Source organism: Allobosea sp., assembly GCF_017308075.1.
Classification (GTDB): Bacteria; Pseudomonadota; Alphaproteobacteria; order Rhizobiales; family Beijerinckiaceae; genus Allobosea.
On record NZ_JAFKFX010000035.1, the window covers coordinates 1 to 26,499 of the forward strand.

At 67.2% G+C, this 26,499-nt stretch carries 25 protein-coding genes; 13 read left to right on the forward strand and 12 right to left on the reverse strand.

Annotated elements, in window-relative coordinates; genetic code table 11:
- Positions 1–211 precede the first annotated feature (211 nt).
- The 6 genes from J0J10_RS17325 to J0J10_RS17350 all read left to right on the forward strand — a co-directional run bounded on the left by J0J10_RS17325 (position 212) and on the right by J0J10_RS17350 (position 5,310).
- Positions 212–658, forward strand: a complete 447-nt coding sequence (locus tag J0J10_RS17325; protein ID WP_291647754.1) for a hypothetical protein — start codon at positions 212–214, stop codon at positions 656–658.
- A gap of 164 nt (positions 659–822) precedes the next feature.
- A complete protein-coding gene (thrC, locus tag J0J10_RS17330; RefSeq protein ID WP_291647755.1) occupies positions 823–1,965 on the forward strand; it encodes a threonine synthase in 1,143 nt (380 codons plus the stop codon).
- 123 nt (positions 1,966–2,088) lie between these two features.
- A complete protein-coding gene (locus J0J10_RS17335) occupies positions 2,089–3,027 on the forward strand; it encodes a transporter substrate-binding domain-containing protein (protein WP_291647756.1) in 939 nt (312 codons plus the stop codon).
- Between the two features lie 82 nt (positions 3,028–3,109).
- On the forward strand, positions 3,110–3,775 hold the full coding sequence (locus tag J0J10_RS17340) for an amino acid ABC transporter permease (RefSeq protein ID WP_291638294.1): 666 nt from the start codon (positions 3,110–3,112) through the stop codon (positions 3,773–3,775).
- 10 nt (positions 3,776–3,785) lie between these two features.
- Positions 3,786–4,463, forward strand: a complete 678-nt coding sequence (locus tag J0J10_RS17345; RefSeq protein WP_291638257.1) for an amino acid ABC transporter permease — start codon at positions 3,786–3,788, stop codon at positions 4,461–4,463.
- Positions 4,464–4,527: 64 nt separating this feature from the next.
- Positions 4,528–5,310 carry an amino acid ABC transporter ATP-binding protein gene (locus J0J10_RS17350; RefSeq protein ID WP_291647757.1) on the forward strand — a complete coding sequence of 261 codons (783 nt, stop codon included), beginning with the start codon at positions 4,528–4,530 and terminating at the stop codon, positions 5,308–5,310.
- A 156-nt stretch (positions 5,311–5,466) separates the two neighbouring features.
- On the opposite strand, the gene J0J10_RS17355 is transcribed toward J0J10_RS17350, so the two are convergent.
- The 4 genes from J0J10_RS17355 to J0J10_RS17370 all read right to left on the reverse strand — a co-directional run bounded on the left by J0J10_RS17355 (position 5,467) and on the right by J0J10_RS17370 (position 10,151).
- Positions 5,467–6,762, reverse strand: coding sequence for an acyl-CoA dehydrogenase family protein (locus tag J0J10_RS17355; RefSeq protein WP_291647758.1), 1,296 nt, complete (start codon positions 6,760–6,762; stop codon positions 5,467–5,469).
- Between the two features lie 142 nt (positions 6,763–6,904).
- Complete coding sequence (locus J0J10_RS17360) at positions 6,905–7,951, reverse strand: phosphotransferase family protein (protein ID WP_291647759.1); 1,047 nt, start codon at positions 7,949–7,951, stop codon at positions 6,905–6,907.
- 49 nt (positions 7,952–8,000) lie between these two features.
- Positions 8,001–9,398: a bifunctional serine/threonine-protein kinase/universal stress protein gene (locus J0J10_RS17365; RefSeq protein WP_291647760.1), complete on the reverse strand. Its 1,398-nt coding sequence runs from the start codon at positions 9,396–9,398 to the stop codon at positions 8,001–8,003.
- Positions 9,399–9,410: 12 nt separating this feature from the next.
- Positions 9,411–10,151 carry a metallophosphoesterase family protein gene (locus tag J0J10_RS17370; protein ID WP_291647761.1) on the reverse strand — a complete coding sequence of 247 codons (741 nt, stop codon included), beginning with the start codon at positions 10,149–10,151 and terminating at the stop codon, positions 9,411–9,413.
- Positions 10,152–10,324: 173 nt separating this feature from the next.
- Between J0J10_RS17370 and J0J10_RS17375 the strand changes: the two genes are divergently transcribed.
- Positions 10,325–11,923, forward strand: coding sequence for a CYTH and CHAD domain-containing protein (locus J0J10_RS17375; protein WP_291647762.1), 1,599 nt, complete (start codon positions 10,325–10,327; stop codon positions 11,921–11,923).
- Between the two features lie 22 nt (positions 11,924–11,945).
- Here J0J10_RS17375 and J0J10_RS17380 read toward each other — a convergent pair whose 3' ends face one another.
- Complete coding sequence (locus J0J10_RS17380) at positions 11,946–13,184, reverse strand: aspartate kinase (RefSeq protein ID WP_291638264.1); 1,239 nt, start codon at positions 13,182–13,184, stop codon at positions 11,946–11,948.
- A gap of 147 nt (positions 13,185–13,331) precedes the next feature.
- Here J0J10_RS17380 and ubiG point away from each other — a divergent pair, with 147 nt between their 5' ends.
- Complete coding sequence (ubiG, locus tag J0J10_RS17385; protein WP_291647763.1) at positions 13,332–14,084, forward strand: bifunctional 2-polyprenyl-6-hydroxyphenol methylase/3-demethylubiquinol 3-O-methyltransferase UbiG; 753 nt, start codon at positions 13,332–13,334, stop codon at positions 14,082–14,084.
- 3 nt (positions 14,085–14,087) lie between these two features.
- Here ubiG and J0J10_RS17390 read toward each other — a convergent pair whose 3' ends face one another.
- Entirely contained in the window at positions 14,088–14,534 is a 447-nt protein-coding gene (locus J0J10_RS17390; protein ID WP_291647764.1) for a DUF4180 domain-containing protein, read from the reverse strand.
- A 302-nt stretch (positions 14,535–14,836) separates the two neighbouring features.
- Here J0J10_RS17390 and J0J10_RS17395 point away from each other — a divergent pair, with 302 nt between their 5' ends.
- On the forward strand, positions 14,837–15,943 hold the full coding sequence (locus J0J10_RS17395) for a helix-turn-helix transcriptional regulator (protein ID WP_291647766.1): 1,107 nt from the start codon (positions 14,837–14,839) through the stop codon (positions 15,941–15,943).
- A gap of 45 nt (positions 15,944–15,988) precedes the next feature.
- Here J0J10_RS17395 and J0J10_RS17400 read toward each other — a convergent pair whose 3' ends face one another.
- Positions 15,989–16,612, reverse strand: a complete 624-nt coding sequence (locus tag J0J10_RS17400) for a hypothetical protein (RefSeq protein ID WP_291647768.1) — start codon at positions 16,610–16,612, stop codon at positions 15,989–15,991.
- Positions 16,613–16,624: 12 nt separating this feature from the next.
- Here J0J10_RS17400 and ccrA point away from each other — a divergent pair, with 12 nt between their 5' ends.
- Positions 16,625–17,899, forward strand: a complete 1,275-nt coding sequence (ccrA, locus tag J0J10_RS17405; RefSeq protein ID WP_291647769.1) for a crotonyl-CoA carboxylase/reductase — start codon at positions 16,625–16,627, stop codon at positions 17,897–17,899.
- A 159-nt stretch (positions 17,900–18,058) separates the two neighbouring features.
- Positions 18,059–18,991 (forward strand): acetamidase/formamidase family protein, encoded by a 933-nt coding sequence (locus J0J10_RS17410; RefSeq protein ID WP_291647771.1) that lies wholly within the window; start codon positions 18,059–18,061, stop codon positions 18,989–18,991.
- Between the two features lie 17 nt (positions 18,992–19,008).
- Here J0J10_RS17410 and aac(6') read toward each other — a convergent pair whose 3' ends face one another.
- The 3 genes from aac(6') to J0J10_RS17425 are packed head-to-tail and all read right to left on the reverse strand — an operon-like array spanning position 19,009 to position 20,916.
- The gene (gene aac(6'), locus J0J10_RS17415; RefSeq protein WP_291647773.1) at positions 19,009–19,458 is read right to left on the reverse strand and encodes an aminoglycoside 6'-N-acetyltransferase; all 450 of its coding nucleotides are present in this window, start codon (positions 19,456–19,458) and stop codon (positions 19,009–19,011) included.
- A gap of 19 nt (positions 19,459–19,477) precedes the next feature.
- Positions 19,478–20,014, reverse strand: coding sequence for a GNAT family N-acetyltransferase (locus J0J10_RS17420; protein ID WP_291647774.1), 537 nt, complete (start codon positions 20,012–20,014; stop codon positions 19,478–19,480).
- A 44-nt stretch (positions 20,015–20,058) separates the two neighbouring features.
- On the reverse strand, positions 20,059–20,916 hold the full coding sequence (locus tag J0J10_RS17425) for a YihY/virulence factor BrkB family protein (protein ID WP_291647776.1): 858 nt from the start codon (positions 20,914–20,916) through the stop codon (positions 20,059–20,061).
- 147 nt (positions 20,917–21,063) lie between these two features.
- Between J0J10_RS17425 and J0J10_RS17430 the strand changes: the two genes are divergently transcribed.
- Positions 21,064–21,948 carry a DMT family transporter gene (locus tag J0J10_RS17430; protein WP_291647777.1) on the forward strand — a complete coding sequence of 295 codons (885 nt, stop codon included), beginning with the start codon at positions 21,064–21,066 and terminating at the stop codon, positions 21,946–21,948.
- 77 nt (positions 21,949–22,025) lie between these two features.
- Positions 22,026–23,702 carry an acyl-CoA dehydrogenase family protein gene (locus tag J0J10_RS17435; RefSeq protein WP_291647778.1) on the forward strand — a complete coding sequence of 559 codons (1,677 nt, stop codon included), beginning with the start codon at positions 22,026–22,028 and terminating at the stop codon, positions 23,700–23,702.
- Between the two features lie 4 nt (positions 23,703–23,706).
- Here the strand turns inward: J0J10_RS17435 and J0J10_RS17440 are convergent, their stop codons facing one another.
- Both J0J10_RS17440 and J0J10_RS17445 read right to left on the reverse strand, forming a co-directional pair.
- A complete protein-coding gene (locus tag J0J10_RS17440) occupies positions 23,707–24,042 on the reverse strand; it encodes a DUF6968 family protein (RefSeq protein WP_291647780.1) in 336 nt (111 codons plus the stop codon).
- 572 nt (positions 24,043–24,614) lie between these two features.
- Positions 24,615–26,339 (reverse strand): ABC transporter ATP-binding protein, encoded by a 1,725-nt coding sequence (locus tag J0J10_RS17445; RefSeq protein WP_291647781.1) that lies wholly within the window; start codon positions 26,337–26,339, stop codon positions 24,615–24,617.
- Positions 26,340–26,499: the final 160 nt, after the last annotated feature.

A 26,499-nucleotide genomic window follows, 5' to 3' on the forward strand; every position in this document is an offset into this window, starting at 1 on the left:
TCCTCGCTCGGCTACAAGCCGCCAGCACCGGTCGCTGTGGTCTGGCCGGCTGCGCAAACCCAACCCGCTTCGCCGGCCATCTCAACCGTGGCCGCCAAGCCCACCATGCACTAGATTAGAACCGGGCCACCTAACGGGGGCGGGCCACTACCAGGCGAACGGCTCCTGGCGCGGCCGCACCTATGTCAGCGAATTGCACTATCAGCGCGGCGTGCCGACGATCCGGCGGCAGGAACCGTCGAATGAGGATCGCGAGGCGGTGCCGCCCGAACAGATCCGCGGCACGGTCGACTCGCTCTCCGGCGTCGCCGGGATGCTCAAGAAGGTGGCGGAGACGGAAAGCTGCGACGGCTCGACGGCGATCTATGACGGCCGCCGCCGTTCGGTCGCGGTCATGACCTCGTCGGCGATGGTGCAACTGAGCGGCCAGGGCTCCTTGAATGGCCGCGCGCTGAACTGCGGCTTCACCGTCCGGACCATCGCCGGCCTCCGGCACGAGGACGATCGCGAAGTCGCTAGGCGACCGCTCAAGGGCTCGGTCCTGATCGCGCTGCGCGAGGGCGGCGCCTTTCCGCTGCCCCTGCACTTCGAGGTCGAGACGCGCTGGTTCGGCACGGTCGCGGTCCAGCTCGCCGGGCCGCCTGTCGCGGCCGAGTGATCGCTTGCGACCTACCCAACTCCTTCCCCCGAGGCCCCCGAAGACGCGGGGCCGCCCCGAAAAATCGGGGGGCAGCCACGGCTTTCCTTTTCGGTCTAGGCTGGGGCGATGGCGGCCTTGCGAGGGGTGAGGCGTCCGGCCGACAGCCCTGGGGAGTGCTCGCGATGGAACTGCGCTGCGTCGATTGCGCGACGGCTTATCCGCCGGTGCTGCTCTATCGCTGCAAGGCCTGCGGCGGCATTCTGGAGACCGTCGGCGATGACGGAACGGAGCGGGTCTCGCTCGGCGAGAGCGTCACGCCGCTGCTCCGGGCCCACCGGATCGAGGCGGCGCTGCCGGGCTTTTCGGGCGAGATCTGGCTGAAGGACGAGACCCGCAACCCGTCCGGCTCGTTCAAGGATCGTCTCGTCGCCAGTGCCATGGGCCGGGCGCTCGCGCTCGGCGTCCGCAAGGTGGTCTGCGCCTCCTCGGGCAATGCCGGGGCGGCGACCGCCGCCTATGCGGCGCGCGCCGGCATTCCGGCAGTGATCATCGTGCCGGCGCATACGCCGCTCGGCAAGGTGACGCAGATCGCGGCCTATGGCGCGCTCCTGCTCCTGGTCGAGGGGCATTACAGCCGCTCCTATGATCTCGCGCTCGCTCTCGCCGAGCGGCACGGCTTCGCCAACCTGACCACCACCTTCATCAACCCCTATGCCGTGGCCGGCCTCACCGCCGTCGGCACCGAGCTGGTCGCGCAGCTCGGCGGCGCGCCCAGTCATGTCCTGGTGCCGACCGGCAGCGGCCCGCTGGTCAAGGGTGTCTGGCAGGGAATCGCCGATGCCGGCGCCACGACCCGGTTGATCGCCGTGCAGGCGCAGGGCTGCGCGCCGATCGTGCAGGCCTTCGATTTCGGTGCCGAAGAGGTCGCCGCCTGGGGCATGCCGCAGACCATCGCCTCGGGGATCAGCGACCCGCTGATCGGCTATGAGCGCGACGGCGCCTATACGCTGAAGCTGGTCCGCCGGAGCGGCGGCCGGGCGATCTCCGTCAGCGACGACGAATTGCGCGCGGCGATGCAGCGCCTCGCCCGCAGCGAGGGCGTCTATGCCGAGCCGACCGGGGCGAGTCCGATCGCGGCGCTGCCGCGCCTGCTGGCGGCGGGCGATCTGCCGCCCGGCTCGCGCGTCGTCTGCATGGTGACGGGACATGGTTTCAAGGACGGCAAGATCTATCAGGAGATGCCGGTCCGGACCCATGAGGTCGATGATCCCGGCGACGTGGCTGCGGTCGCCGAACTCTGCGAGCGCGCGCTCGCACAGGCCTGAGTTTGGCCGGAAATTCCTCAGCGTCAAGCCGCATTATCTGGCTTTGCAGCGGCCCGATTTCTTGCAAACCTTGTCGTGCCGCGGGCTTGCGCCTGCAGGGAACAAGAGAAAAGGGGATACGCGATGGGCATTCATGACGACAGCGTTTCGAACGGCGCCGCGACCCCGAAAGAGGAGGCAGCCCTGACCCTGGAGCGACGCAGCCTGTTCGGTCTCGGCCTCGCCGGCGCGGCGATCGGCGCGGCGGCGAGCGGCTTGCTGACGCCGAACGCGGCGCAGGCCCAGACCGCAGCCAAGAGCAAGCTCCACATCATCAAGGAGCGCGGCAAGCTGATCGTCGGCACCGGCAGCACCAACCCGCCCTGGCACTTTCAGGACGCCAGCGGCAAGCTGGTCGGCATGGATATCGATCTCGCCCGGCTCCTGGCCAAGGGCCTGTTCGACGATTACGAGAAGGTCGAGTTCGTGCTGCAGGGCTCGGATGCCCGCATCCCCAGCCTCGTCACCGACAAGGTCGACATCGTCGTGCAATGGATGACGGTGACGCCCGGTCGAGCCCAGCAGGTCGACTTCACCTTCCCCTATTACCGCGAGGGCGTCGGCCTGCTGATGCTGGCCCGGGGCGGCAAGTTCAAGAACTATGAGGAGCTGAAGGCGGCCGGCAAGGACGTCACCGTCGGCGGCATGCAGAATGTCTTCCTGGAAGAATGGATCCGCAAGGCTCTGCCGCAGGCCAAGGTCGACGCCTTCGACAGCCCGGACGCGGCGATGCAGGCGCTCAATGCCCGCCGCATCGACGCCTCGATGCAGGACCAGTCGGCGATGCGCTGGCTGATGCAGCAGGCGCCCGGCCGCTTCGTCGATTCCGGCTTCGGCTGGATGCCGAACTCCTATGCCTCGGCGGTCAAGCCGGGTGACCCGATCTGGCTGAACTGGGTCAACACCGTCTACAAGGAGGCGATGATGGGCGTCGATTTCGACTATTTCGCCGCCTCCTACAAGAAGTGGTTCGGCATCGAGCTGCCGATCCCGAAGGTCGGCTTCCCGCAGGAATTCGCCTGATCCCGCATTCGCCTGAGCGCAACGTGGCGCTGGCGGGCCGGACATCCGGCCCGCCGCTTTCGGGACCTTCGCGACTGCCATGATCGACTACCATTTCGACTGGTCCGTCATCGCGCGGAACTGGGACAAGCTGATCGACGCCCTGCTGCTCGGGCTCTGGCTGGCGGTGATCTCGCTGGCGATCGGCTGCATCATCGGCATCCTGACGGCCTATGCCCGGCTTTCCGGCAAGAAATGGCTTTCGGTGCCGGTCTGGGCCTATGTCGAGTTCATCCGCTGCACGCCGCTGCTGCTGCTGATCTTCTTCCTCTATTTCGGCCTGCCGGAATTCGACATCACCTTCCTGGACAAGACCGAAAGCTTCGTGCTCTCGCTCTCGCTCTATGCCGGCGCCTATATGTCCGAGGTCTTCCGCGCCGGCCTCTCCTCCATCCCCAAGCAATATGTCGAGGCGGCCAAGGCGATCGGCCTGCGGCCCTGGCAGCGCCAGGCCTATGTCGTGCTGCCGGTGATGTTCCGGATCACCCTGCCGGCGGTCAGCAACAACCTGATCTCGCTGTTCAAGGACACGTCGCTCGCGGCGGCGATCGCGGTGCCGGAGCTGACCTTCATCGCCAGGCAGATCAACGCCAACACCTTCCGGGTCATGGAGGTCTGGCTGACGGCGAGCGCGCTCTATCTCGCCACCGCCTATCTCATCGCCATCTTGCTGCGCCAGGTCGAGCGCCGCTACGCCTCGATCCGCTAGGGAGCCGGCGATGGATTTCTCGATGGCACCCGGCACTTTCTGGTTCGAGGCCTGGCAGGCCCGCGCCTCGCTGCTCTCCGGGCTCGGCGTCACCCTGCTGAGCTCGGCGCTGAGCATCGTCATGGCGACCTTCTGCGGCATCCTGATGGGCGTCGCGCTCTCCTATGGCTGGTGGTGGCTGAAGCTGCTGGCGCGGCTCTATGTCGATCTGATGCGCGGCATCCCGGTGCTCGTGCTGATCCTGTTCACCTATTACGGCCTCGCCCTGTTCGGCGTGAACGTCGCCGCCTTCTGGGCCGGAGTGATCGCGCTCGGCGCCTTCGCCACCGCCCATGTCGCCGAGAACTTCCGCGGCGCGGTCGAATCCGTGCCGGCCGGGCAGATGGAAGCCGCCAAGGCGATCGGCCTGACCTTCGGAAGGCGGCTGTATTACGTGATCCTGCCGCAGGCCTTCCGGCGCATGCTGCCGCCCTGGGTCAATACCGGGCTCGAGATCGTCAAGGGCACGACGCTGCTCTCGATCATCGGCGTCGTCGAGTTGCTGCTCTCGGCCCAGCAGCAGATGGCGCGCAACTACATGATCGTCGAGTTCTACATGCTGACCGTGGTTCTCTACCTGATCATCAACTTCACGCTGGCGCAGCTCGGCGCGCTGCTGGAACGCAAGACCTCCTATCTGCGCTACTGAGCATGGCGTCGCGTGGTGCCAGCTCCGAAGCGCGTGGAACGAACCGAACGGGATGCGACTGCCGATGACCGAGCCAGCCCTGCTCCAGGCCACCAATGTCCGCAAGCATTTCGGCGAGATCGAAGTGCTGAAGGGGATCGACCTCACCGTCAAACAGGGGCAGGTCGTCTCGCTGATCGGTGCGTCCGGCTCGGGCAAGACCACCTTCCTGCGCTGCGTCAACCTGCTGGAAGAGCACGATGGCGGCGAGATCCTGCTCGATGGTGACCCGATCGGCTATCGCATGGTCGGCAGCACCCGCAAGCGTCTGAGCGAGACGAAGATCTCGGCCCAGCGCGCCCGCATCGGCATGGTCTTCCAGCAATTCAACCTGTTCCCGCACCTGACCGCCGGCCAGAACGTCATGCTCGGCCTGACCAAGGTCCAGGGCAAGAGTGCCGCCGAGGCGAAGGAGATCGCCGAGCACTGGCTCGGCCGCGTCGGTCTCGCCGAGCGCCGCGACCACTATCCCTACCAGCTCTCGGGCGGCCAGCAGCAGCGCGTCGCGATTGCTCGTGCCGTCGCCATGCAGCCGCGCCTCCTGCTCTTCGACGAGGTCACCTCGGCGCTCGACCCGGAGCTGGTGGCGGAGGTGCTCGGCGTGATGCAGGCGCTCGCCGAGTCCGGCATGACCATGCTGCTGGTCAGCCACGAAATGCTCTTCGTCCGCGAGGTCTCGCACCACGTCCTGTTCCTCGACCAGGGCCGCGTCGCGCAGGAGGGCCGCCCCTCCGAGGTCTTCGACAATCCGGAAAGCGAGCGCCTGCGCAGCTTCCTCGGGCGCTTCCACGGCATCTTCAGCCGCTGAGAGTGGTCAGGACAGACCTATACGACAACTCCCCGTCATTCCGGCAGCAGCGAGGCGGAGCGCCGGAAGCCATCCTAGAGCACTGACGCGCCCAGCTCGCGCTCTAAAATGGATTCCGGAGCTGCGCGGCTTCGCCGCTTGCCTGGAAAGACGGCGTCAATCTGGAGATGCGGGGGGGCAGGACGCGCTCGCCTTCACATGCGGCCGCAGCACGCCCTGTTCGTCGAAGGTGCTGCGGTTGCTTTCCCTGCGCTTCTTGATCTCGCTCCGCGCCACGGTGCGCAGATGCACCTCGTCCGGCCCGTCGATGAAGCGCAGCGCCCGGCCCCAGCTGTAGATGAAGGCGAGCGGCGTGTCGTTGGAGAGCCCGCCGGCTCCGAAGACCTGCATCGCCCGGTCGGCGATCTTGGTCTGCAGCCGCGCCGCGACGACCTTGATCGCCGAGACCTCGGTGCGGGCGGCCTTGTTGCCGTATTTATCCATCATCCAGGCGGCGCGCAGGCAGAGCAGGCGGGCCTGATCTATCTCCATGCGTCCTTCGGCGATCCAGTCCTGGACATTGGCGTAGTCGGAAAGATGCCGGCCGAAAGCCTTCCGGTCGAGAGCGCGTTCGATCATCAGTTCGAGCGCGACCTCGCACTGGCCGATCGTGCGCATGCAATGGTGGATGCGCCCCGGCCCGAGGCGCGCCTGGGCGAGCGCGAAGCCTGCCCCTTCCTCGCCGAGCAGGTTCGCGGCCGGCACCCGGACATTGTTGAAGTCGGTCTCGGTATGGCCTTCGATCGAATAGTGGTTCAGCAGCGGCAGGTTGCGCATTACGGTGAGGCCCGGCGCGTCCATCGGCACGATGATCATGCTGTGGCGCTTGTGCGGGTCGGCGTCGGGCGCCGTGTCGGACAGGCCCATGACGATGCAGAGCTTCGCCTTCGGGTGCAATGCGCCGGTCGTCCACCATTTGCGGCCGTTGATGACGTAATCGTCGCCGTCGCGGATGATCGTGGTCTGCAGATTGGTCGGGTCGGAGGAAGCGACACCCGGCTCGGTGATCCCGACGCAGGAGCGAATCTCGCCGTTGAGCAGCGGGTTCAGCCAGCGTTCGCGCTGTTCCGGCGTCGCGAACATGTGCAGGATTTCCATGTTCCCGGTGTCGGGGGCGTTGCAGTTGAATACCTCCGAGGACCAGAAGATCCGGCCCATGATCTCGGCCAGCGGCGCATATTCGAGATTGCTGAGCCGCGTGCCCGGCTCGCCTTGCTTCAGCGCCGGCAGGAACAGGTTCCAGAGCCCGGCCTCCTTCGCTCGCGCCTTCAGCCCGTCGACCAGTGCGGTCGGATAGCGCCCGGCCTCGACTTCATGCTTCCAGGCGGCATCGGCCGGCTGGATATGGGCGTCCATGAAGTCCTGCAGCCTCGTGCGCAGCTCCTCGACCCTGGCCGAATAAGCGAAATCCATGGTGCTCTCCTCAATCCCAATGCGTCATGCTCGGGCTTGACCCGAGCATCTCAGGCCGGAAGAGGCGCCATTCGGCGCCTTCTCGTCCGAAGATTCTCGGGTCTGCGCTTCGCTCCGTCCGAGAATGACAACAAGAACGAACCTAGACGTCATTGCGCTCGATCACGCTCGCGGCACGCTGCGCGAAGCTCGCCGCCATCGCGCCGACCGCGACGGCGTTCTCGGCCGCGGCGTTTCCGGTCTTCGCCCGCGCCGCGATGCCGTCGAGGATGACGGCGAAGCGGAACAACGAGAAGGCGATGTGAAAGCGGCCCGGTCCCTGCGTCCGGCCGGCGGCGGCGCAGTAGCGGTCGATGTATTCGGCTTGCGTCGGTATGCCGAGCGCCTCCCGGTCGAGCCCGACGATGCCGGCATACATCTCCGGTGTCGAATGCCAGGGCAGGCAGGAGAAGGCGACGTCGGAAAGCGGGTGGCCGAGCGTCGAGAGTTCCCAGTCGAGCACGGCGACGACCTTCGGCTCCGCGGGCGCGAATATCAGATTCCCCATCCGGAAATCGCCATGGACGATGGTGGTGTCCGGCGTCTCGTCGAGATGGGCGCCGAGCCAGTCGATGGCGCGGTCGATCGCCGGAATGTCCTGCGTCTTGGTTTCGCGCCATTGCCGGCCCCAGCGCGCCAGCTGGCGGGCATAGTAGTTGCCCGGCTTGCCGAAATCGGCGAGGCCTGCCGCCTGCCAGTCGAAGCCATGCAGCGCGGCCAGTGTCTCGGCCATGGCGAAATACATCGCTCGGCGATCCGTCGGCGCGACGCCGGGCAGGGCGGTCTCGTGGAAGACACGGCCCTCCAGCCGCTCCATCAAATAGAACGGCGTGCCGACGACATCCTCCGGCTCGTGCAGCAGCAAGACCGGCGGCACTGGCACGGCCGAGCCGGCGAGCGCCTTCAGGATGCGGTATTCGCGCTCGACCGCATGGGCCGAGGGCAGGAGCGGGCCGGGCGGCTTCTTGCGTAGGACGAGACGCGTGCCGGCCTCCGGATAGGAGGCGAAGAAGGTCGGGTTCGACTGCCCGCCGCTGATCCGCTCCAACTCCAGCCGGCCGGCGGCCCGGTCGGGCAAAGCGGAACGCAGGAACGCGTCGAGCCTGGTGGGGTCGAATTCGGGCGGAGCGGAGGCGGGGCCGGCTGACATGGCGGGCATATTCGGGGGGGCGCCGAGGAAGGTCAACGCGCAACGTCGCTCAGTCCGGCTCTCCGGTCTTGAGCCGCACCACCGAGACCGAGCAGAGCGCCTCGGCGACGACCTTGGTCGAGACGCTGCCGAGATGCCGGCGCACGGCCGAGGAGGAGCGGGCACCGACGACGATATGGTCGATGTCGTTGCGCTCGGCATGGCGCAGGATCGCATCGGCGGCGCTGACCGCTTCGATGACGTGATAGCTGACGCGTTCCTCCGGCAGGTGTAGCGGCCTTGCCCAGTCCTTCAGCGCCACCAGCCGCTTGATGTAGAGCGAACGGCCCTCGGCATCGACAGTCTTGGTCTCGCCGATGATCTCGGTGCGCAGCACGGTGATGCAGGCGAGCCAGGAATCCTCGCGTGCCGCGAGCAGCCGGCTGGTCTCGGCCAGGATCGCGCCGGCGAGTGGTCCTTCGCCCTCCGAAAGGTCGACCGCCGTCAGGATGATCGACGGGCCGGCCTTGCGCCGCACCTGTGTCGGCGCGCCGGTGATCTCCTGCTCGTCGCGCTTCTGGAACAGGGCGACGAGGCGCTGCCAGAGCCCGTGCGGCCGCACGCGGCGCCGGCGTGCCACCGTGACCTGCTCGGGATGGCGCAGGTCGAAGGCGAGCTTGCTCGCATCGGCATAGCGCCGGCCGCGATCGACCTCGAGGCAGCGCCGGACGATCTCCTCGAGCCAGGCCGGCGTCTCGGCATTGATGCTCCCGAGCGGCTTCGGGGCGTGGTATAGGCGGCGCTTCATGCCGGCCACGCTCTGCGGCCGGCCGAAAGGCTCCTCTCCCGAAGCCATCTGATAGAGCAGGCAGCCCAGCGCGAAGAGGTCGCTCGCCGGGTCGGAGCGGTCTCCCAGCACCTGCTCGGGCGCCATATAGGCGGCCGTGCCCATCGGCATCGTGCTCTCGGCGCCGAGCAGGTCCGGCAGCTCGACATGATGCGCCAGTCCGAAATCGAGCAGCACTGCCCGGTTCCCGACCATCATCACGTTCTCAGGCTTGAGATCGAGATGGACCACGCCTTGCCGGTGGAGTTCGGCGAGGGCGACGGCGATCGCTTCGCCGATGCGCGCGGTCTCGGCTGCCGGCAGCGGCGCGCGGCGCATCGTCTCCGCCAGGCTCGTGCCGGCGACGAACTCCATCGCGATATAGGGCGTGCGGGCAAGATCGCCGGCGGCGACGAAGCGCGGCACATGCGGGCCGGCCAGCCGGCGATGGATCAGCGCCTCGGCTTCGTAGCCGAGGATCGCCGAGACGTCGTCGCCCGGGTGGAAGAAGGGGATCTTGAGCACCAGCGGCGCTGTCTCGTCCGGATGGGTCGCCCGCCAGAGCGTCGCCATGCCGCCGGCCTTCAGCCTTTCCGTCAGCGTGAAACCGTCGATCGCCGTGCCGGCCTGCGGCTTCTCCATCCGGTTCCTCCCTCAGCGGCCGATCTGCAGGCGCATGCCGAGCCATTCCGGCAGGCCGGCGGCGGCGATCTTTCGGGCGGTGGCCTGCCTGTCATAGGGCACGCGGACCATCGTCACCTCGGCCCGCTCGGTGTCGAGCAGGGCGAAACAGGCGGCCGGGTCGCCATCGCGCGGCTGGCCGACGGCGCCGACCACCACGACATGCCGCCGCAGTGCCGATAGCGGCGCGGCGAGGTTCCGGCGCGGGGTGAACCGCACCGGCTCGTGTCCGGGCCTGGCGTAGAACAGCGCGGGCTGATGGGTGTGGCCGCAGATGATCAGCGCCGCCTCGCTGGCGGCCAGGCATTGGCCGGCGCTGCGCTCATCGGTGACATAGGGCCAGGCTTGCGGCGTGCGGGCGCTGGCATGGACGAAAAGAGCGCCTGCCAGCGTCGCCGTCAGCGGCAGGGCGGCGAGGAAGGCGCATTGCTCTGAAGACAGCTGCGTCCGCGTCCAGAGCGCCGCCTCATGAGCATGTGCCGTCATGCCGGACGGCCCGTGCACGGCCGCCTCGTCATGGTTGCCGAGCACGCAGAGCGCGCCGGCCGCGGCCAGCTTCTGTGCCATCTCGACGGCGAAGCCGGGATCCGGACCATAGCCGACGAGATCGCCGAGCAGAACCAGCCGATCGGGGCGAAGTCGCTCGACAGCCTCCAGCACCGCCTGCAACGCCTCGCGGTTCGCGTGGATGTCCGAGAGAACGGCAATGCGCATGGAAGGAAAGACGGGTCCGCGGGAGCTCCGCCAATCTCGCAGGGCGAGCGGGCGCTTGGCCATAGGCATTTCGGCGCAGCCGCTGCTGTCCGGAAGGACGGGGTGACAGCCGCTTGACTGCGAGGCTAGTCTCGCCGCCGCGTCAGCAGCCGCAGTCTCGCAGGGGAGCCGCTTTGGAAGCCACACCGGAGCAGGATGCCGCAAAGCCCGTCGCGGAGGAGCTGCCGCCGCCTGCGGTCGCGCCGCGCGAGGTCGAGCTCAAGCTGGCTTGCTCGGCGGAAGCGCTGAGCGTCCTGCGCGATGCCGAGCTGATCGCGCGGCATGCGCGCAATCGTGGCATCGTCCGTCGGCTCGAGGCGACCTATTACGACACGCCCGACTGCCTGCTCGATCGTCACGGCTTGTCCCTGCGCCTGCGCCGCAGCGGACGGCGCCATATCCAGACTCTGAAGCGGGCCAAGGCGGGCGAGAATCCGCTGGCGCGTGACGAATGGGAGGTTCCGTCGCCGGAGGGGCGGCTCGACCTCACGCTGCTGCCGCTGGCTGAGATCGGCGAGCCGCTCGTCTCGCTTCCCGCGACCTCGCTGGCGCCGGCTTTCGCCACCAAGGTGCGTCGGCGTATCCAGAAGCTCGATTTCGCCGGAGCCGAGATCGAGATCGCACTCGACCACGGCACGATCGAGGCCGGCGAGAAGAACCTGCCGCTCTGCGAGGTCGAGCTCGAGCTGAAGTCAGGCGATGCGGCGGCACTCTACGAGTTCGGCCTTGCCCTGCTGGAGCTCGCGCCTCTGCAGATCGAGACGGCGAGCAAGGCGGCGCGCGGGCACCGGCTGGCTTTCGGGACGGCGGCCCAAGCACAGAAGGCCAAGCCCGTCACGCTTTCCGCGCAGGACAATGTCGATGCCGCCATCGCCGCGATCCTGGGCAATGGCTACCGCCATCTCATGGCGAATCTCGGCCCGGCGATGCAAGCCGGCTCGCCGGAAGCCGTGCACCAGATGCGCGTTTCGCTACGCCGCCTGCGCACCGCCTTCACCCTGCTCCGGCGCGAACTGGGGCCTCCGGCCCTGGAGCCGATCGCGGCCGATGCCAAGCATCTCGCCCATGTCCTCGGCCCGGCGCGCAACTGGGATGTGTTCATCACCGAAACGCTGCCCGATATCGCCGCCGAAGGCTTGGACGGGGTCGATCTCTCGCCTTTGAGCGAGGCGGCGGTGCCGCAGCAGGCCGAAAGCTATGTGGCCGTTCACGCCGCGCTCGCTAGCCGGAGCGTCAATCGCTTCCTGCTCGGCTTTGGTGCGGTGCTGGAGCGGCGCGGCTGGCGCAACGGCATTGAAAGCGCGGCGCTGACGGTGCTCGCCGAGCCGGTCGGCAGTTTTGCCGGCAGGGTGCTCGCGCGCAGCCATCGCAAGGTGCTGCGACGCGGCCGGCATTTCGCCAGGCTGCCGCCCGAGGCCCGGCACGAGCTCAGGCTCGCCTTGAAGAAGCTGCGCTATACGGCCGAGTTCTTTCTGCCACTTTATGCCGGGCAGTCGGCGGCGCGCAAATATCTCGCAAGGCTGACGAGGCTGCAGGAGGCGCTCGGCGTCGCAAACGATGTTGCGACGACCTATCCGCTGCTCGGCGCGCTGCGCGGCGGCCAGCTCCGGCCCGGGGTCGATTTCGCCGCCGGCGCAGTACTCGGCTGGCAGCGCCGTCACGAGCTCGAGGCCGCGAAGGCGCTGCTGAAGAGCTGGCGGAAATTCGCGGCCGCGACGCCCTTCTGGAGGTGAGGGCGCTGGACCGCCCCGACGCTCAGGCGGCGTCGAGCCCGTAGAGCGAGTGCAGCGTGCGCACCGCGAGCTCGGTATAGGCCGCGTCGATCAGCACCGAGAACTTGATCTCGGAGGTGGTGATCGCGCGGATGTTGATGCCCTTCTCGGCCAGCGCCCGGAAGGCGCGAGCCGCGACGCCGGCATGGCTCCTCATGCCGACGCCGATCGCCGAGATCTTCACCACTTCGGTCGCGCCCTGCAGCGACTGGTAGGCGATGGTCTCGTGCTTCGATTCGAGCAGGGCCTTGGCCCGCTCGAAATCACCGGTCGGCACGGTGAAGGTGATGTCGGTGGTCGCCTGGTCGTCGGAGACGACCTGGATGATCATGTCGACATTGATGTTGGCATCGGCGAGCGGGCCGAAGATCGCCGCGGCGACGCCGGGCTTGTCGGCCACGCGCCGGAGCGTGATCTGGGCTTCGTCGCGCGAGAACGCGATGCCGGTGACGATCTGCTGTTCCACGATATCGTCCTCGTCGCAGATGAGGGTGCCTGGATTGGGGTTGTCTGGGTCGTCGAAGGAGGAGCGGACATAGGTCGGCACGCGCTGGACCATGGCGATCTCGACCGAGCGCACCTGCAGCACCTTGGAGCCGAGCGAGGCCATTTCCAGCATCTCCTCGAAGGAGACCTTGTCCATGCGGCGGGCCTTGGGCACGACGCGCGGATCGGTGGTGTAGACGCCGTCGACATCGGTGTAGATGTCGCAGCGGTCGGCCTTGAGGCCGGCGGCGAGCGCGACCGCGCTGGTATCCGAGCCGCCGCGGCCGAGCGTGACGATGCGATGGCTGCGCGGATTGATGCCCTGGAAGCCGGAGCAGACGGCGATCTCGCGATTGCGGTCGAAACCGGCCAGGATGCCGGCGCCGTCGACGCTCTCGATCCTTGCCGCGCTGTGCGCGTCGGAGCCGTAGATCGGGATCTGCCAGCCCTGCCAGGAGCGCGCCGGCAGGCCCATCTCCTGCAACACCAGCGCCATCAGACCGGAGGTGACCTGCTCGCCCGAGGCGACGACGACATCGTACTCGGCCGGATCGAAGTTCGGCGCGGCTTCCTTGGCCCAGGCGACCAGCTCATTGGTCTTGCCCGACATCGCCGAGACGACGACGGCGACCTCGTGGCCGGCGTCGAACTCGCGTTTGACGTGGCGGGCCGCGTTCTTGATACGCTCCACGGTGGCGACGGACGTGCCGCCGAATTTCATCACCAGACGGGCCATGACATCCAAAGGCTCTCGAGACTGCCCCGGCACAGGCCGGGACGAAACGTCCCCTCGCGCCGGGCGAAGGGCGGGTGTAGATGACGGCCAGCGCCAAAACTGTCAATGCGGTCGGCGCCGGACGGGCGTAAACGGGGAAGCAAGACGATGAGCGCAGCGGCACGCGAAGGCTCGACGATCGATCCGGCGGAGGTCTCCCGCTTCGATGCCATGGCCAAGAGCTGGTGGGATCCGAAGGGGCCGATGGCGGTGCTGCACAAGTTCAATCCGGTGCGCCTCGCTTATGTCCGCGATCTCGCCTGCGAGCATTATGGCCGCGATCCGAAATCGCTGCGGGCGCTGGATGGGCTCGACATCGTCGATATCGGCTGTGGCGGCGGGGTGCTGTCGGAGCCGCTGACGCGCCTCGGCGCCAAGGTGACGGGGCTCGATCCTGCCGCCGGCAACATCGCCGTGGCGCGGGCCCATGCCGAGAAGACCGGGCTGTCGATCGACTATCGCGACGAGACGATCGAGGCCGTGGTCGCCTCAGGCCGGCGCTTCGACATCGTGCTCGCCATGGAGGTGGTCGAGCATGTCGCCGATGTCGAGGCCTTCGTCGGCGCCTGCTGTGCCGCCGCCAAGCCCGGCGGGCTCCTGGTGATGGCGACCTTGAACCGCACCCTGAAATCCTGGGCGCTCGCCATCGTCGGCGCCGAGTACATCCTGCGCTGGCTGCCGCGCGGCACCCATGACTGGCAGAAATTCGTCACCCCCGACGAACTCGAGGCGGCGATCGTGGCAGGCGGCTTCGTGCCGTTCTCGCACCAGGGCGTCGCCTACAACCCGCTCGCCGATCGCTGGTCGCTCTCGGCCGATATGGACGTCAACTACATGCTGGCGGCGCGCGCCCCGGCTTGACGTTCAGGGCGCGAGCCGGGCGTCGAGCGCCGCGATATCCCTAACGAACCAGAGTGCCTGGCCCTGGTTGCTCTCATGCACGAAGTCGCGCAGCGCCTGGCTGCCCGCGCAATGGGCGGAGATGTCGCCGATGACGGCCAGGCGCACGCGGTAATTCACGAATTTCTGCGCGACCTCGCCGGCGAGACGCGTCGCGAGCCGAAAGAAGGCGGCATCGAGCCGCGCGACGGGGATCGCCACCATCGCGGCTTCCGCTGCCCAGGCGGCGCCGAGGAAATCGTTGGCGTCGCGCTCGGTTGCAAGCGGCGGACCGTCTTCAGCGCAGATCAGCACAATCGTGCCGTGAAGCTCTCGAATCATGTCCATGATGGCGGTATCGCCACAACTTGGACGCGAAGCAAGTGCGGTCATCTTGGCGGGCGGATGCGGCGTCTCCGGCGATCCGGGCATGCCAGATTCCTCGTAGCCCGCCTGAAAGCCTGTTTGCGATGTCTTGCAGCCCTGATCCTGAGGGGGCGTTCCGTCGGGAGGGGGCGTCTCGAAGGATGTTTCAGAAGACGCTGTAACAGGGTCCGAGAACCAAGACAGCGCAGGGTCGGGACGGAAGGGAAGTTCTTGTAGAGCTGTCCACCCGCTGCGCGCGGTGCCAGCCTCGCCAAGCAGTATGGCCTATCTCGGTTGGAACGCGTTAAGTTTACGGGAGTCGCTTTTTCCCGACTCGCCCATGGAGACGGGACGCTGGCGCAGGCGGCATGCTGAACGATACGATGATCGAGCCTGCCGAGCGGGAGTTGACTGATCTGATCTACGCCGCTTTGTTCGGCGAGAAATCCTGGCAGGATTTCCTCGACCGGCTGAACGCCCTGATCCCGGGCGGCGTTTCGACCCTGTTTTTCCATGACCAGAAATCGGGAGAAGGTGGCATCTCACTGGCCGCCGGGCTCGATGCCGACACGGCGCGCGACTACGCCGCCTACTATGTCGGCCTGAACCCGTGGATGCACAACGTTGCCCGCACGCCACTCGGCACCGGCATCATCGGGGAACGTATCGTACCCCGCGACGCGTTCGTCAGGACGGAATACTATGCCGACTTCCTGCGGCGCCGCGAGATCGAGGCCGGAGTTGGGGTGACCCTGTGGCGCGAGGAAACCTGCTCGTTCTTGCTGAGTACCCTGACGACGCGCATCGATCCCGAGGAGAACCAGCATGTCGCCGATCTTCTGACGCGGCTGAGCCCGCATCTGACCCGCGCCTTCCGTTATTATCGCACCGGTCGCTCCGGCGGGGCGCTCGCGCAGTTCGGGGGCTCGCTGCTGGATGCGCCGGATGTCGCCGTCATCGTGGTCGGGGAGGGCATGAGGCTGCGGGCCGCTTCTCCACGGGCCGAGGCCCTGCTCTCAGCCGGAACGGTGGTGGGGCTGACGGCCATGGGAACCCTGCGGCTGCGGGATGAGGCGTCCGCAGCACTGCTGAAGCGGATGCTGTCGCGCGGCTATACCGGTCCACGGTCCCGTGTCGTGCATCTCGGCGCCTACAGGCTGACGCTGGTCAAGGCGGAGGCCGAGGGCGCCACCGGGTATTTTTCCGGGCTTGCCGCCACGCTGATCCTGGAGGAGGCGCGCCCCGCAGACGCTCCGGATATCGGCTGGCTGGCTCGGAGCTACGGGCTGTCGCCTGCGGAGCGCCGGGTCGCGGAGGGCATCGCCGCCGGCCTGACGCCGATCCAGGTCGCCGAACGCGGCGGCACCGGGCTCGAGACCGTGCGCGGTCAGCTCAAGGCCGTCTACGCGAAAACGGGCGTGAACAGCCAGGCCGGCCTTGTTCGGATCGCGTTCGGCTTTCCGCCACCGCGATAGGGTTGGGTTCGGGCAGGTTCGGCGGACGCGCCGGGCAAAGCGCCGCTATTTGAAGCTGCGGCCGTTCCAGCGATATGAATGAGAGTTCGGCCCACGTGACAAGCCGATCCTCGGGGGATTGCCCGGGCTGATCTCGACGCTGGCGCTGAGAATATCCAGCGCCTCCCTGAAGCGCTCGCCCTCGCGTACGAAGATCTTCACGGTACAGGCAGCCGCCCCGCAGGAGCCGCTGCGCCCGAGGCTGCTCGAACAGGTCAGTTCATCATGGTTGATCAGGAGATCGGGCTTGCCGTCGCCGGTCAGGTCGCGCTCGATCGCGCCCTTGGCGCTGAAGCGCCCGCCCGGCCCCTCGCAGCCATACCGCGCCTCGCTGGCCGCGATGCGCTTCGCTTCGGGCGACAGGGCCAGTGCCGGCTGGAACCCGCAGATCAGCCCTGAGGCCGCGAGGCCGACGATGGTCGAAATGCGACAGATCACGATTTTGGGTCTCCCTGCGGAAACCGAGTAAGCTGTCACAGACAACGCAGCGTCAAGCCGGGGAATCCCCGATGGGGGCGGCTTGTCATCCCGGCTATTTTGCGATGCAATATATTCCAAAGAAGGATGGCGCGGTGCAGCATAGGGCCGCATGATCGCCGGCAACGCCACCGAAAGCAGGCGTGGCGACAAGGGAGAAAGCGAATGTCGAAGCCGCAGCCCGTCGCGAAGCCCGCGTTGAAGGAACTCTACGAGCTCGGCGAGCTCCCGCCGCTCGGCCATGTCCCGGCCAACATGTATGCCTGGGCAATCCGGCGCGAGCGTCATGGTCCGCCGCAGGAGAGCTTTCAGGTCGAGGTCGTGCCGACCTGGTCCATCGGCGAGGAGGAGGTGCTGCTCCTCGTGATGGCGGGCGGTGTCAATTATAACGGCATCTGGGCCGGGCTCGGCCAGCCGATCTCGCCCTTCGACGTGCACAAGGGCTCGCTTCACGTTGCCGGCTCCGATGCCTCCGGCATCGTCTGGGCCGTCGGCTCGAAGGTGAAGCGCTGGAAGGTCGGCGACGAGGTCATCGTCCATTGCAACCAGGACGATGGCGACGACGAGGAGTGCAATGGCGGCGATCCGATGTTCTCCTCCTCCCAGCGCATCTGGGGCTACGAGACGCCGGACGGCTCTTTCGCCCAGTTCTGCCGGGTCCAGTCGCGCCAGCTGATGCTGAAGCCGAAGCACCTCTCCTGGGAGGAGGCAGCCTGCTACACGCTGACGCTGGCCACCGCCTATCGCATGCTCTTCGGCCACGCCCCGCACACCATCAAGCCGGGTGACAATGTCTTGATCTGGGGCGCTTCCGGCGGTCTCGGCGTCTTCGGCGTGCAGCTCTGCGCCGCCTCCGGCGCCAACGCGATCGGCGTGATCTCCGACGAGACCAAGCGCGATTATGTGCTCGGCCTCGGCGCCAAGGGCGTGATCAACCGCAAGGACTTCAATTGCTGGGGCCAGATGCCCAAGGTCAACTCGCCGGAATATGTCGAGTGGACCAAGGAAGCCCGGAAGTTCGGCAAGGCGATCTGGGACATCACCGGCAAGAAGGATGTCGACATCGTCTTCGAGCATCCCGGCGAGGCGACCTTCCCGGTCTCCTGCCTCGTCGCCAAGCGCGGCGGCATGGTGGTGTTCTGCGCCGGCACCTCCGGCTTCAACATCACCTTCGACGCCCGCTATGTCTGGATGCGGCAGAAGCGCGTGCAGGGCTCGCATTTCGCCCATCTCAAGCAGGCTTCGGCCGCCAACCAGTTCGTGCTCGACCGGCGGATCGATCCCTGCATGTCCGAGGTCTTCCCCTGGGACAAGATCCCGCTCGCCCACCACAAGATGTGGAAGAACGAGCACGCGCCCGGCAACATGGCGGTGCTGGTCTACGCGCCACGGACCGGCCTGCGCACCTATGAGGACGTGGTCGAGGCGTTGGAGGGCTGAGCGGGCCCGGTCATGCTCAGACCCGCAGGCCTGCTGGCGTCCCCGTGACGAATTCGCCTAGGGTTACTTAAGGGCCGGATCCCGAGGGATTCGGCCCTTGCGTTTTCGGCGGCCGATCCTCGGCGCCGGAAGCATCCGCATGACCGGCAGGTGAGATCCATGGCGCTGCATCGTTTCGTCCCGACCACCTATTCCAACGTCATGGCGACGCTGCCGCCGGTTCTCACCGTCGCGAGCGGCGACACGATCGTGACGACGACGCTCGACGCCGCCGGCTTCGACCATGACGGTGTCCAGAAGGCGCCGCGCGGCAATCCGATGACCGGGCCATTCGCCGTCGAGGGAGCGGAGCCCGGCGATGCGATCATCGTGACGATCGACCGGATGACGCCGAACCGCGCCACCGGTTGGACCTATTCGCCGCTCTCGCAGCAGGTGGTCGACCCAAGGACGGTCGCCGATCTGCCGAAGAGCGAGCGCTTCGAATGGGCGATCGATGCGGGGCAGGGCACGGTCACCCTGATCGGCGGCTCGGAGCGCATTGCCGGCTGGAGCTTCCCGCTGGCGCCGATGATCGGCTGCTTCGGCGTGGCGCCGGCCGGCGGCCAGGCGATCTCGACCGCGACCAGCGGCCCCTATGGCGGCAACATGGACTATCGCCGCTTCGCGCCCGGTGCGCGGATCGCCTTCCCCGTCTCCGAAAAGGGCGGGCTGTTCTTCCTTGGCGACGGCCATGCCGGCCAGGGCGATGGCGAGATCGTCGGCACCGGCATCGAGACCAGCTTCGAGATCGAGTTCACCCTGCATCTGCGCAAGAACGCACCGGGCCGCTGGCCGCGCTGCGAGAGCGAGACCGAGATCGTCACCATCGCGAGCGGGCGTCCGCTCGACCAGCCCTTGCAGTTCGCCACGACCGAGATGCTGCGCTGGATCGTCGAGGATCTCGGCGTCGATGCCGTCGAGGCCAGCCATCTGCTCGGCCAGATGGTGCGCTACGACGTCGCCAACGTCTTCAACCCCGCCTATTGCGTCGCCTGCCGGCTCGAGAAGAACGAGATCACCCGGCGCATGTCGCTGCTCGGCCAGGGCTGACGGCGCCGGCCGGGCGGTCAGCCCGGCTGCAGTCGCTTGCGGTAGTAGACGACACGCTCGGTTTCCTCGAAGCCGAGCGCTTCGTGCATCTGCTGGGAGCCGGTGTTGAGCAGGTCCGCATCGGAGGCGAATTCGGCGCAGCCATGGCCGGCGGCCCAGGTCTCGACAGCGCGGCACAGCGCACGGGCGACGCCGCGCTTCCGGTTCTCGGGCTGCACATAAATGCCTTCGAGGAAGCCGACGGGGGACGTGTCGCAGCCATTGACGTAGTCGTGCCGCAGCGCAGCCTCGGCCAGTCCGATGGCGAGCCCGTCGTCATCCCGCGCGATGAAGGCCGTCTCATTCTCGCTTTCGAGTATCCCGGCGGCCTCGTCGCGATGGTCCTGCGCGCCGCCTTCCGGCCACAGCGCGATGCGCAGCGCAACCCAGTCGTCCAGCATGTCGGCGGCACAGGCTTCGATCCGCATGGTTGCAGGCTTTCCGTCTTCAATCGCGCCCTGCCGTTTCCGGCCGGGGACTTAGCCGTTCCAGCATGACGCAGGGAGCGTCCTTGTAGAGGCAGTTTCCGGAAGGCCGGTAGCCGAACTTGCCGGCGATGCGCAGCGATGCGGCATTGTCGGGATTGATCAGGCAGACGGTGCGGGCTGGCGCATGCGCACGGTCGATCCAGTCATGGCAGGCCGCGACGGCCTCGGCGGCGAGGCCGCGCCCCTGTGCCGCGCGGTTCAGGATCCAGGATGCTTCCGGGATGGCGTCGAAGCGCTCGCCCAGCCCGCGATGGAAATCGGCGAAGCCGACATCGCCGATGAACGCGCCGCTCGCCCTGTCGAAGACCGCGAACATGCCGTAGCCGAGCAGGGACCAGTGTCCGGCGTAGCGCAGCAGCCGGTTCCAGCCATCCTCCCGCGAAAGTTGCGGCGCGGCGATGAACCTGAAGAGCTCCCGGTCGGAGAACATCGCGTACCAGGGTTCGAAATCCTCCAGCGCATGAGGGCGCAGGCGCAGGCGCGCAGTCTCGATCATCCGGTGACAGGCCCCATCTCGAAACTTCGTGTCGACATCACCGGTCAGAGCGATGCGATCGCCTCGCCCGGTGTGGCTTTCGGCGCCCTCACGATCGCGATCGCGGCATTGAGCTCGGCCCCGTAGAGAAAGATCGCCGCCAGCCAGTACAGGAAGACCAGGGCGATCATCGCCGTCGCGAGGCCGGCATAGGTCGTGACATAAGCGCCGGCGAAGGAGTCGAGATACCAGCCGAAGCCGAGCCCGCCGACCAGCCAGACCGCGAGCGTCATCAATATGCCCGGCCACATCGCGCCGATATGCGGCGCGCGGGCCGGCAGCGCCTTGTGGGCGACGCAGAGCGCCAGCACGATCACCACCGTCGCCGCCGATAGGCGCAGGAAGGCCTGCAGGAAGCCGAGCGGCGCCAGCGCCGGCACATAGCCGACGACGCCGCGCCAGATCAGCGGGCCGAGCACGACGAGCAGCGAGAAGGCCAGAATGAAGAAGGCGCCGCCGATCACATAGACGATCGATTCCAGCCGGGTGCGCCACCAGGAACGCCATTCATAGGCCTCATAGGCGCGGTTCAGCCCGATCCGCAGCGCCTCGACGCCGGAGGAGGAGAAATAAAGCGCCAGCACCGCGCCGAGCGTCAGCGCATCCCTGCGCACCGCGGTCAGCACCGAGCGGACCTCGCGCGCGATCGGCTCGGCGATCTCGCGTGGCCAGGCCTCGAGCAGGAGCTGCGCCGCCTCGTCGGCCGCCGCCTGGGAGCCAAACAGGCCGCCGAGCGCGGTGACGATGATCAGGAAGGGGAAGAGCGACATCAGCACCGAGAGCGCGATGTGGCTGGCGATCGCCCAGCCATCATGGGCGATGAAGCGCTCGAAGGCGATGGCGGGGGCGGAGAGCAGGGACATCGGCAGGCTCGGCAGGGCAGGGTGGCGATTGTGGCCGCTTCGGAGCGGCTGGCAAGCCGTGACGGCGCGGAGGACATGCCGTTGCGGCGTCCATAGCCGCGACAAGGCGGCGCTTCCAGCGTATCAGGCGCTCGGAAAGGTCGTTTGATGTTCGCCACGCCGCTCTTCCTGCGCTTCGCGCCGGTGCTCTTCGTCTTCCTCTGGTCGAGCGGCTGGATCGTCGCCGGCTATTCGGCCCGGCATTCGGACGCGCTGACCTTCTTGTCGCTGCGCTTCGCCTGCGCCTTCGTCGCGCTTGCCGCGCTCTCCGTCGCAGTCGGGGCGCCCTGGCCGAAGGGGCGGCGTGCGTGGATCGATTGCGCCATCGCCGGCATCCTCCTGCACGCGCTCTATCTCGGCGGCGTCTGGTGGGCGGTGCGCCATGGCCTGCCGGCCGGCGTCTCCGGCCTGATCGCCGGGCTGCAGCCGGTGCTGACGGCGCTGTTCGCCCCGCTGATCGTCGGCGAGCGGATCTCGCCGGTGCGCTGGGCCGGCATCGTCTGCGGCTTTATCGGCATCGGGCTCGTGCTGGAGCCGAAGCTCGTCGGCGTCGAGCCCGAGGTCATGCGAGCTGTGCTCGTTCCGGTGATCGTCAACGTCATCGGCATGTTCGCCGTCACCTTCGGCTCGTTCTGGCAGAAGGCGCGGATCGTCTCCGGGGACCTGCGCACCGTGACGGCGGTGCAATACGCCGCCGCTTTCCTGTTCACATTGCCCTTCGCCTTCCTGCTCGAGCCGATGCGGATCGAGTGGAACCTGACGATGACGCTGGTGCTCGCCTGGTCGGTGCTGGCGCTCTCGCTCGGTGGGATCGGCCTCTATCTGATCCTGATCCGCCGCGGCCAGGTCTCGCGCACCGCGACCTTTCTCTATCTCGTGCCGCCGGCGGTCGCGGTCGAGGCCTGGCTGCTCTTCGGCGAGACCCTCTCGCCGATCCAGCTCGTCGGCATGGCGGTGGCGGTGCTCGGCGTCGTCCTCGCCAGCCGAAAGTAGGGCGCTGGCTGCCGAAACACGACTATCGCAAGCGCTTCGACTTCCCTTATGCTGCGCCGCAACAAGGGAGAGAGACCATGAGCGCCAACGCCGCCCTCAGGACCGCGACGCAAGCTTCCGCCATCGAACTGATCGGCGCCGCGCTGCCCGGCTTCGAGGCGCTGCTGGAGCAGGCCGTCGCGGCGGTGCGCCAGAAGGTGCTGGTCGAGGGCCGGATTTCCGCGGCGAAGCTGGAGCAGGAACAGCACGCCGCCCACGGCCTGTCCTGGCTCGCGACCTATGTCATGGCGCTGCGCGAGCTGAAAGCCTATGGCGAGCGCCTCCAGGCCGAGGATCGCTACGGCGCGATCGAGGACTACGCCATCAGGATCGGCGCCGGCGAATATGCCGCGCAGATCTTCGGCGGCATTCCGATGAGCCAGGGCGAGATTGTCCGGCTCCCCGCGCTCGGACTTTCGGCGAAGGCTGTCGCCGATGCCTGCTCGGATGCCGCCGACGCGCTGATCGCGCAGGGCAACACGCCGGAGAACCGGGCTCGCTTCGTCTCGCTGTTCAGCCAGTCGCAGGGCCTCGCCAGCGTCGGCGATCCCGGGCTAGACGAGACGCTGGAGGCGATCCGTGCCGAAATGCGCCGCTTCTGCGAGCAGCAGGTCACGCCGCACGCCCATGAATGGCATCTCGCCAACGAATATATCCCGATGCCGGTGGTCGAGCAGATGGCCGAGCTCGGCGTCTTCGGCCTGACCATACCCGAGGAATTCGGCGGCATGGGCCTCTCCAAGGTCTCGATGTGCGTCGTCTCCGAGGAGCTCTCGCGCGGCTATATCGGCGTCGGCTCGCTCGGCACTCGCTCCGAAATCGCCGCCGAGCTGATCCTCTGTGGCGGCACCGACGAGCAGAAGGCCTATTGGCTGCCGAAGATCGCGTCCGGCGAGATCCTGCCGACCGCCGTCTTCACCGAGCCGAACACCGGATCGGACCTTGCCTCGCTGCGCACCAAGGCGATGAAGGACGGTGACGTCTGGAAGGTCTACGGCAACAAGACCTGGATCACCCACCCCGTCCGCGCCGACATCATGACGCTGCTGGTCCGCACCGATCCCGACGCGCCGGGCTATCGCGGCCTTTCGATGCTGATCGCCGAGAAGCCGCGCGGCACCGACGCCGAGCCCTTCCCGGTCGAGGGCCTGACCGGCGGCGAGATCGAGGTGCTCGGCTATCGCGGCATGAAGGAATATGAGCTCGCCTTCGACGGCTTCGAGGTCAAGGGCGAGAATCTCCTCGGTGGCGTCGAGGGGCAGGGCTTCAAGCAATTGATGCAGACCTTCGAGGCCGCCCGCATCCAGACCGCGGCCCGGGCGCTCGGCGTGGCGCAATCCGCCTTCGATCTGGGATTGCGCTACGCGCAAGAGAGGATCCAGTTCGGCAAGCCGCTGATCGCCTTCCCGCGCGTCGCCGACAAGCTCGCCATGATGGCGGCCGAGCTCGTCATCGCGCGCCAGCTCACCTATTTCGCCGCCCGCGAGAAGGATGCCGAGCGGCGCTGCGACCTCGAAGCCGGCATGGCCAAGCTGCTGGGGGCCCGGGTCGCCTGGGCGGCGGCCGACAACGCCCTGCAGATCCATGGCGGCAACGGCTTTGCGCTGGAATACCCGGTCAGCCGCGTGCTCTGCGACGCCCGCATCCTCAACATCTTCGAGGGCGCGGCGGAAATCCAGGCGCAGGTGATCGCGCGCCGGCTGGTCGAGGGGTGAGGGGCTACCCCTCGGCCTCGGCATCCCCGCCGATCAGGAGGTGCCGGATGGCACTGGGCACAGGGAAACCGTAGCCGTCGCCCTGCTCCAGCCAGCGAAGTCTGCCTGCCCGGTGAAAGTCGCTGGTGTAGATGTCAGCCCCGATAGCCTTCAGGGCGAGCAACATCGCCTGCGTGGCGTCGATTCCGTAGCCGTGGCCGCGGTGTGTCCCGTCCGGCCAGCCGATCTCGTAGGCACAGGACCAGTCGTGCTCGCCTTTGAGGGGAGCGTGGACCGTCACCGGAACCGCAAGGTCGCCGGTGTCGCTTCGGTAGGTCAACCCTCTACGCATCATGATCATCGCTGTTCTCAGTAGTTGAATGGCGGAATCTGCTGGCGCGCGAGGCAGGCCGCATAGCGTTGATACGCCTGATCATAACAGGATCGCAGTCCAACCATTCGGCACTGAAAAATGTCGCGCTCGAACTGTGCTTCGCAAATCGCTCGCAGTGCGCGGCTGGTGATTGCCGCCACTGCATCGCCCGGAGGCAAGCCGTCTATGGTCGCGGAACCATCACCGCTGCCGCCGCTCCATTAGCCACCGTCGGAACTTCCGGCGGGAACGCGAGGCTGGTCTGGGTTGAACTTTGCTGTGAGTACTAATGTTTGCAACCGTGTGAAGGCGGCCATCATCTTCTCACCAGCGATGCGGCTCGCAACGGCGTTCCTTCGCAACCGGCCGGTGCTGGTATTTCTTAGGATTGAGCGATAGCTGAGCATCCGTCCCTGATCTCCGCGACGGATACAGATAGTAAGCTCGGAAAACGCGCTGGGGATAAGTTCTGTCCCAGACTAAACCTCAAGGCACGGCGCAATCTGACGAGTGATGTCGTTTGGTTCGACTTGCAAGGAGCAGGCGTGACGGCTGGCTAGCTAGCGTCCGCCCCCGCCATATTGCGCCTCGTGCAGACGCCGGTAGATGCCTGGCCGCTGCACCAGGTCCTGATGCCGGCCCTGCTCGGCGACGCCGCTCTCGTCGATCACGATGATGCGGTCGGCGTCCTGGATCGTCGCGAGCCGGTGCGCGATGACGAGCGTGGTGCGGCCCTTCGACAGCTCGGCCAGTGAGGCCTGGATCGCCCGCTCGGTCTCGGTGTCGAGCGCCGAGGTCGCCTCGTCGAGGATCAGGATCGGCGGGTTCTTCAGGAACATCCGGGCAATCGCCAGGCGCTGCTTCTGCCCGCCGGAGAGCTTGACGCCGCGCTCGCCGATCACCGTGTCGAGTCCGTCCGGCAGTCGCGCGATCATCTCGTCGAGCTTTGCGCGCCGCGCCGCGTCCTCGATCTCGGCCTCGCTGGCGCCGAGCCTGCCATAGGCGATGTTCTCGCGCAGCGTCCCGGCGAACATGAAGACGTCCTGCTGGACGATGCCGATCTGGCCGCGCAGCGAGGCCAGTGTCATCTGGCGGATGTCGATGCCGTCGATGGTGATGCGCCCGCCCGTGACGTCGTAGAAGCGCGGCAGCAGCGAGCAGATCGTGGTCTTTCCGGCGCCCGACGGGCCGACGAAGGCGATGGTCTCGCCGGCGCGGATCGCAAGGTCGATCCCGTTCAGGATCTTGCGGGCCGGCGTGTAGCCGAAGCTCACCTTCTCATAGGCGATGTCGCCCTTGAGGCCGGTGGCCGTGACGGCGCCGGGCAAATCGGCGATGTCGGGCCGGGTGTCGAGGAATTCGGTGTAGCGCCGGAAGCCGGCGATCCCCTTCGGATAGGTCTCGATCACCGAATTGATCTTCTCGATCGGCCGGAAGAAGACGTTGACCAGAAGCAGGAAGCCGACGAAGCCGCCGGCGCTGAGGTCGCCGATCAGCACGTAGTAGGCGCCGGCGATCATCACCGCCATCTGCGTCAGCCGCATGCCGAAATAGGAGAGCGAGATCGAGGCGGCCATCAGCCGGTAGGCGTCGAGCTTGGTGGTGCGGTAGCGCTGGTTGTCCTGCGCGAACAGCTTGCGCTCATGCTCTTCGTTGGCGAAGGCCTGGACGACGCGGATGCCGCCGACATTCTCCTCGATCCGGGCGTTGAAGGCGCCGACCCGGCCGAACAGGCTCTGCCAGGTCTTGGTCATCCGCCGTCCATAGCGGCTGGTCAGCCAGGCCATCAGCGGCACGATCACCGCCGTCATCAGCGCCAGCTCGACATGGACCATCAGCATCAGCGCGAAGGCGCCGATGAAGGTCATCACCGCGATGAACAGGTCTTCCGGCCCGTGATGGGCGACCTCGCCGATCTCCTCGAGATCCTTGGTCAGGCGCCCGACGAGATGGCCGGTCTTCTGGTTGTCGAACCAGCCGAAGGAGAGTTTTTGCAGATGGTCGAAGGCCTTGCGGCGCATCTCGGTCTCGATGTTGATGCCGAGCATGTGGCCCCAATAGGTCACCACCACCATCAGCCCGGTATTGACCAGATAGATGGCCAGCAGGCCGAGCGAGGCCAGCAGGATCAGCGGCCAGTCGCCGCCGGGCAACAACTCGTCGACGAACAGCTTGACCGCGATCGGGAAGCCGAGTTCGAGCAGCCCCGAAATCACGGCACAGGAGAAATCGAGCAGGAAGAGGCCGCGATGGGGCCGATAATAGGCGAAGAAGCGCTTGAGCATGCCGGGCTGTTAGCACAACGGCACTGTGCGGGTCAGGCGGCTGGCGCGTGGAGCGTTACGCGCGAGCCGCATTGCCTCGGTGCTTGCCGGAGCGGTCGGGGTACCGAGCCTGCATCATTGACGTGCCGGGCGCTGCAGCCACGATCGGCTCCGCCATTGC

Coding starts and splice junctions, on each gene's coding strand:
- thrC (WP_291647755.1), top strand. CDS start 823: ATGGAACTGCGCTGCGTCGATTGCGCGACGGCTTATCCGCCGGTGCTG.
- J0J10_RS17335 (WP_291647756.1), top strand. CDS start 2,089: ATGGGCATTCATGACGACAGCGTTTCGAACGGCGCCGCGACCCCGAAA.
- J0J10_RS17345 (WP_291638257.1), top strand. CDS start 3,786: ATGGATTTCTCGATGGCACCCGGCACTTTCTGGTTCGAGGCCTGGCAG.
- J0J10_RS17350 (WP_291647757.1), top strand. CDS start 4,528: ATGACCGAGCCAGCCCTGCTCCAGGCCACCAATGTCCGCAAGCATTTC.
- J0J10_RS17355 (WP_291647758.1), bottom strand. CDS start 6,762: ATGGATTTCGCTTATTCGGCCAGGGTCGAGGAGCTGCGCACGAGGCTG.
- J0J10_RS17360 (WP_291647759.1), bottom strand. CDS start 7,951: ATGTCAGCCGGCCCCGCCTCCGCTCCGCCCGAATTCGACCCCACCAGG.
- J0J10_RS17365 (WP_291647760.1), bottom strand. CDS start 9,398: ATGGAGAAGCCGCAGGCCGGCACGGCGATCGACGGTTTCACGCTGACG.
- J0J10_RS17370 (WP_291647761.1), bottom strand. CDS start 10,151: ATGCGCATTGCCGTTCTCTCGGACATCCACGCGAACCGCGAGGCGTTG.
- J0J10_RS17380 (WP_291638264.1), bottom strand. CDS start 13,184: ATGGCCCGTCTGGTGATGAAATTCGGCGGCACGTCCGTCGCCACCGTG.
- ubiG (WP_291647763.1), top strand. CDS start 13,332: ATGAGCGCAGCGGCACGCGAAGGCTCGACGATCGATCCGGCGGAGGTC.
- J0J10_RS17390 (WP_291647764.1), bottom strand. CDS start 14,534: ATGCCCGGATCGCCGGAGACGCCGCATCCGCCCGCCAAGATGACCGCA.
- J0J10_RS17395 (WP_291647766.1), top strand. CDS start 14,837: ATGCTGAACGATACGATGATCGAGCCTGCCGAGCGGGAGTTGACTGAT.
- ccrA (WP_291647769.1), top strand. CDS start 16,625: ATGTCGAAGCCGCAGCCCGTCGCGAAGCCCGCGTTGAAGGAACTCTAC.
- J0J10_RS17410 (WP_291647771.1), top strand. CDS start 18,059: ATGGCGCTGCATCGTTTCGTCCCGACCACCTATTCCAACGTCATGGCG.
- J0J10_RS17420 (WP_291647774.1), bottom strand. CDS start 20,014: ATGATCGAGACTGCGCGCCTGCGCCTGCGCCCTCATGCGCTGGAGGAT.
- J0J10_RS17425 (WP_291647776.1), bottom strand. CDS start 20,916: ATGTCCCTGCTCTCCGCCCCCGCCATCGCCTTCGAGCGCTTCATCGCC.
- J0J10_RS17430 (WP_291647777.1), top strand. CDS start 21,064: ATGTTCGCCACGCCGCTCTTCCTGCGCTTCGCGCCGGTGCTCTTCGTC.
- J0J10_RS17435 (WP_291647778.1), top strand. CDS start 22,026: ATGAGCGCCAACGCCGCCCTCAGGACCGCGACGCAAGCTTCCGCCATC.
- J0J10_RS17440 (WP_291647780.1), bottom strand. CDS start 24,042: ATGATCATGATGCGTAGAGGGTTGACCTACCGAAGCGACACCGGCGAC.
- J0J10_RS17445 (WP_291647781.1), bottom strand. CDS start 26,339: ATGCTCAAGCGCTTCTTCGCCTATTATCGGCCCCATCGCGGCCTCTTC.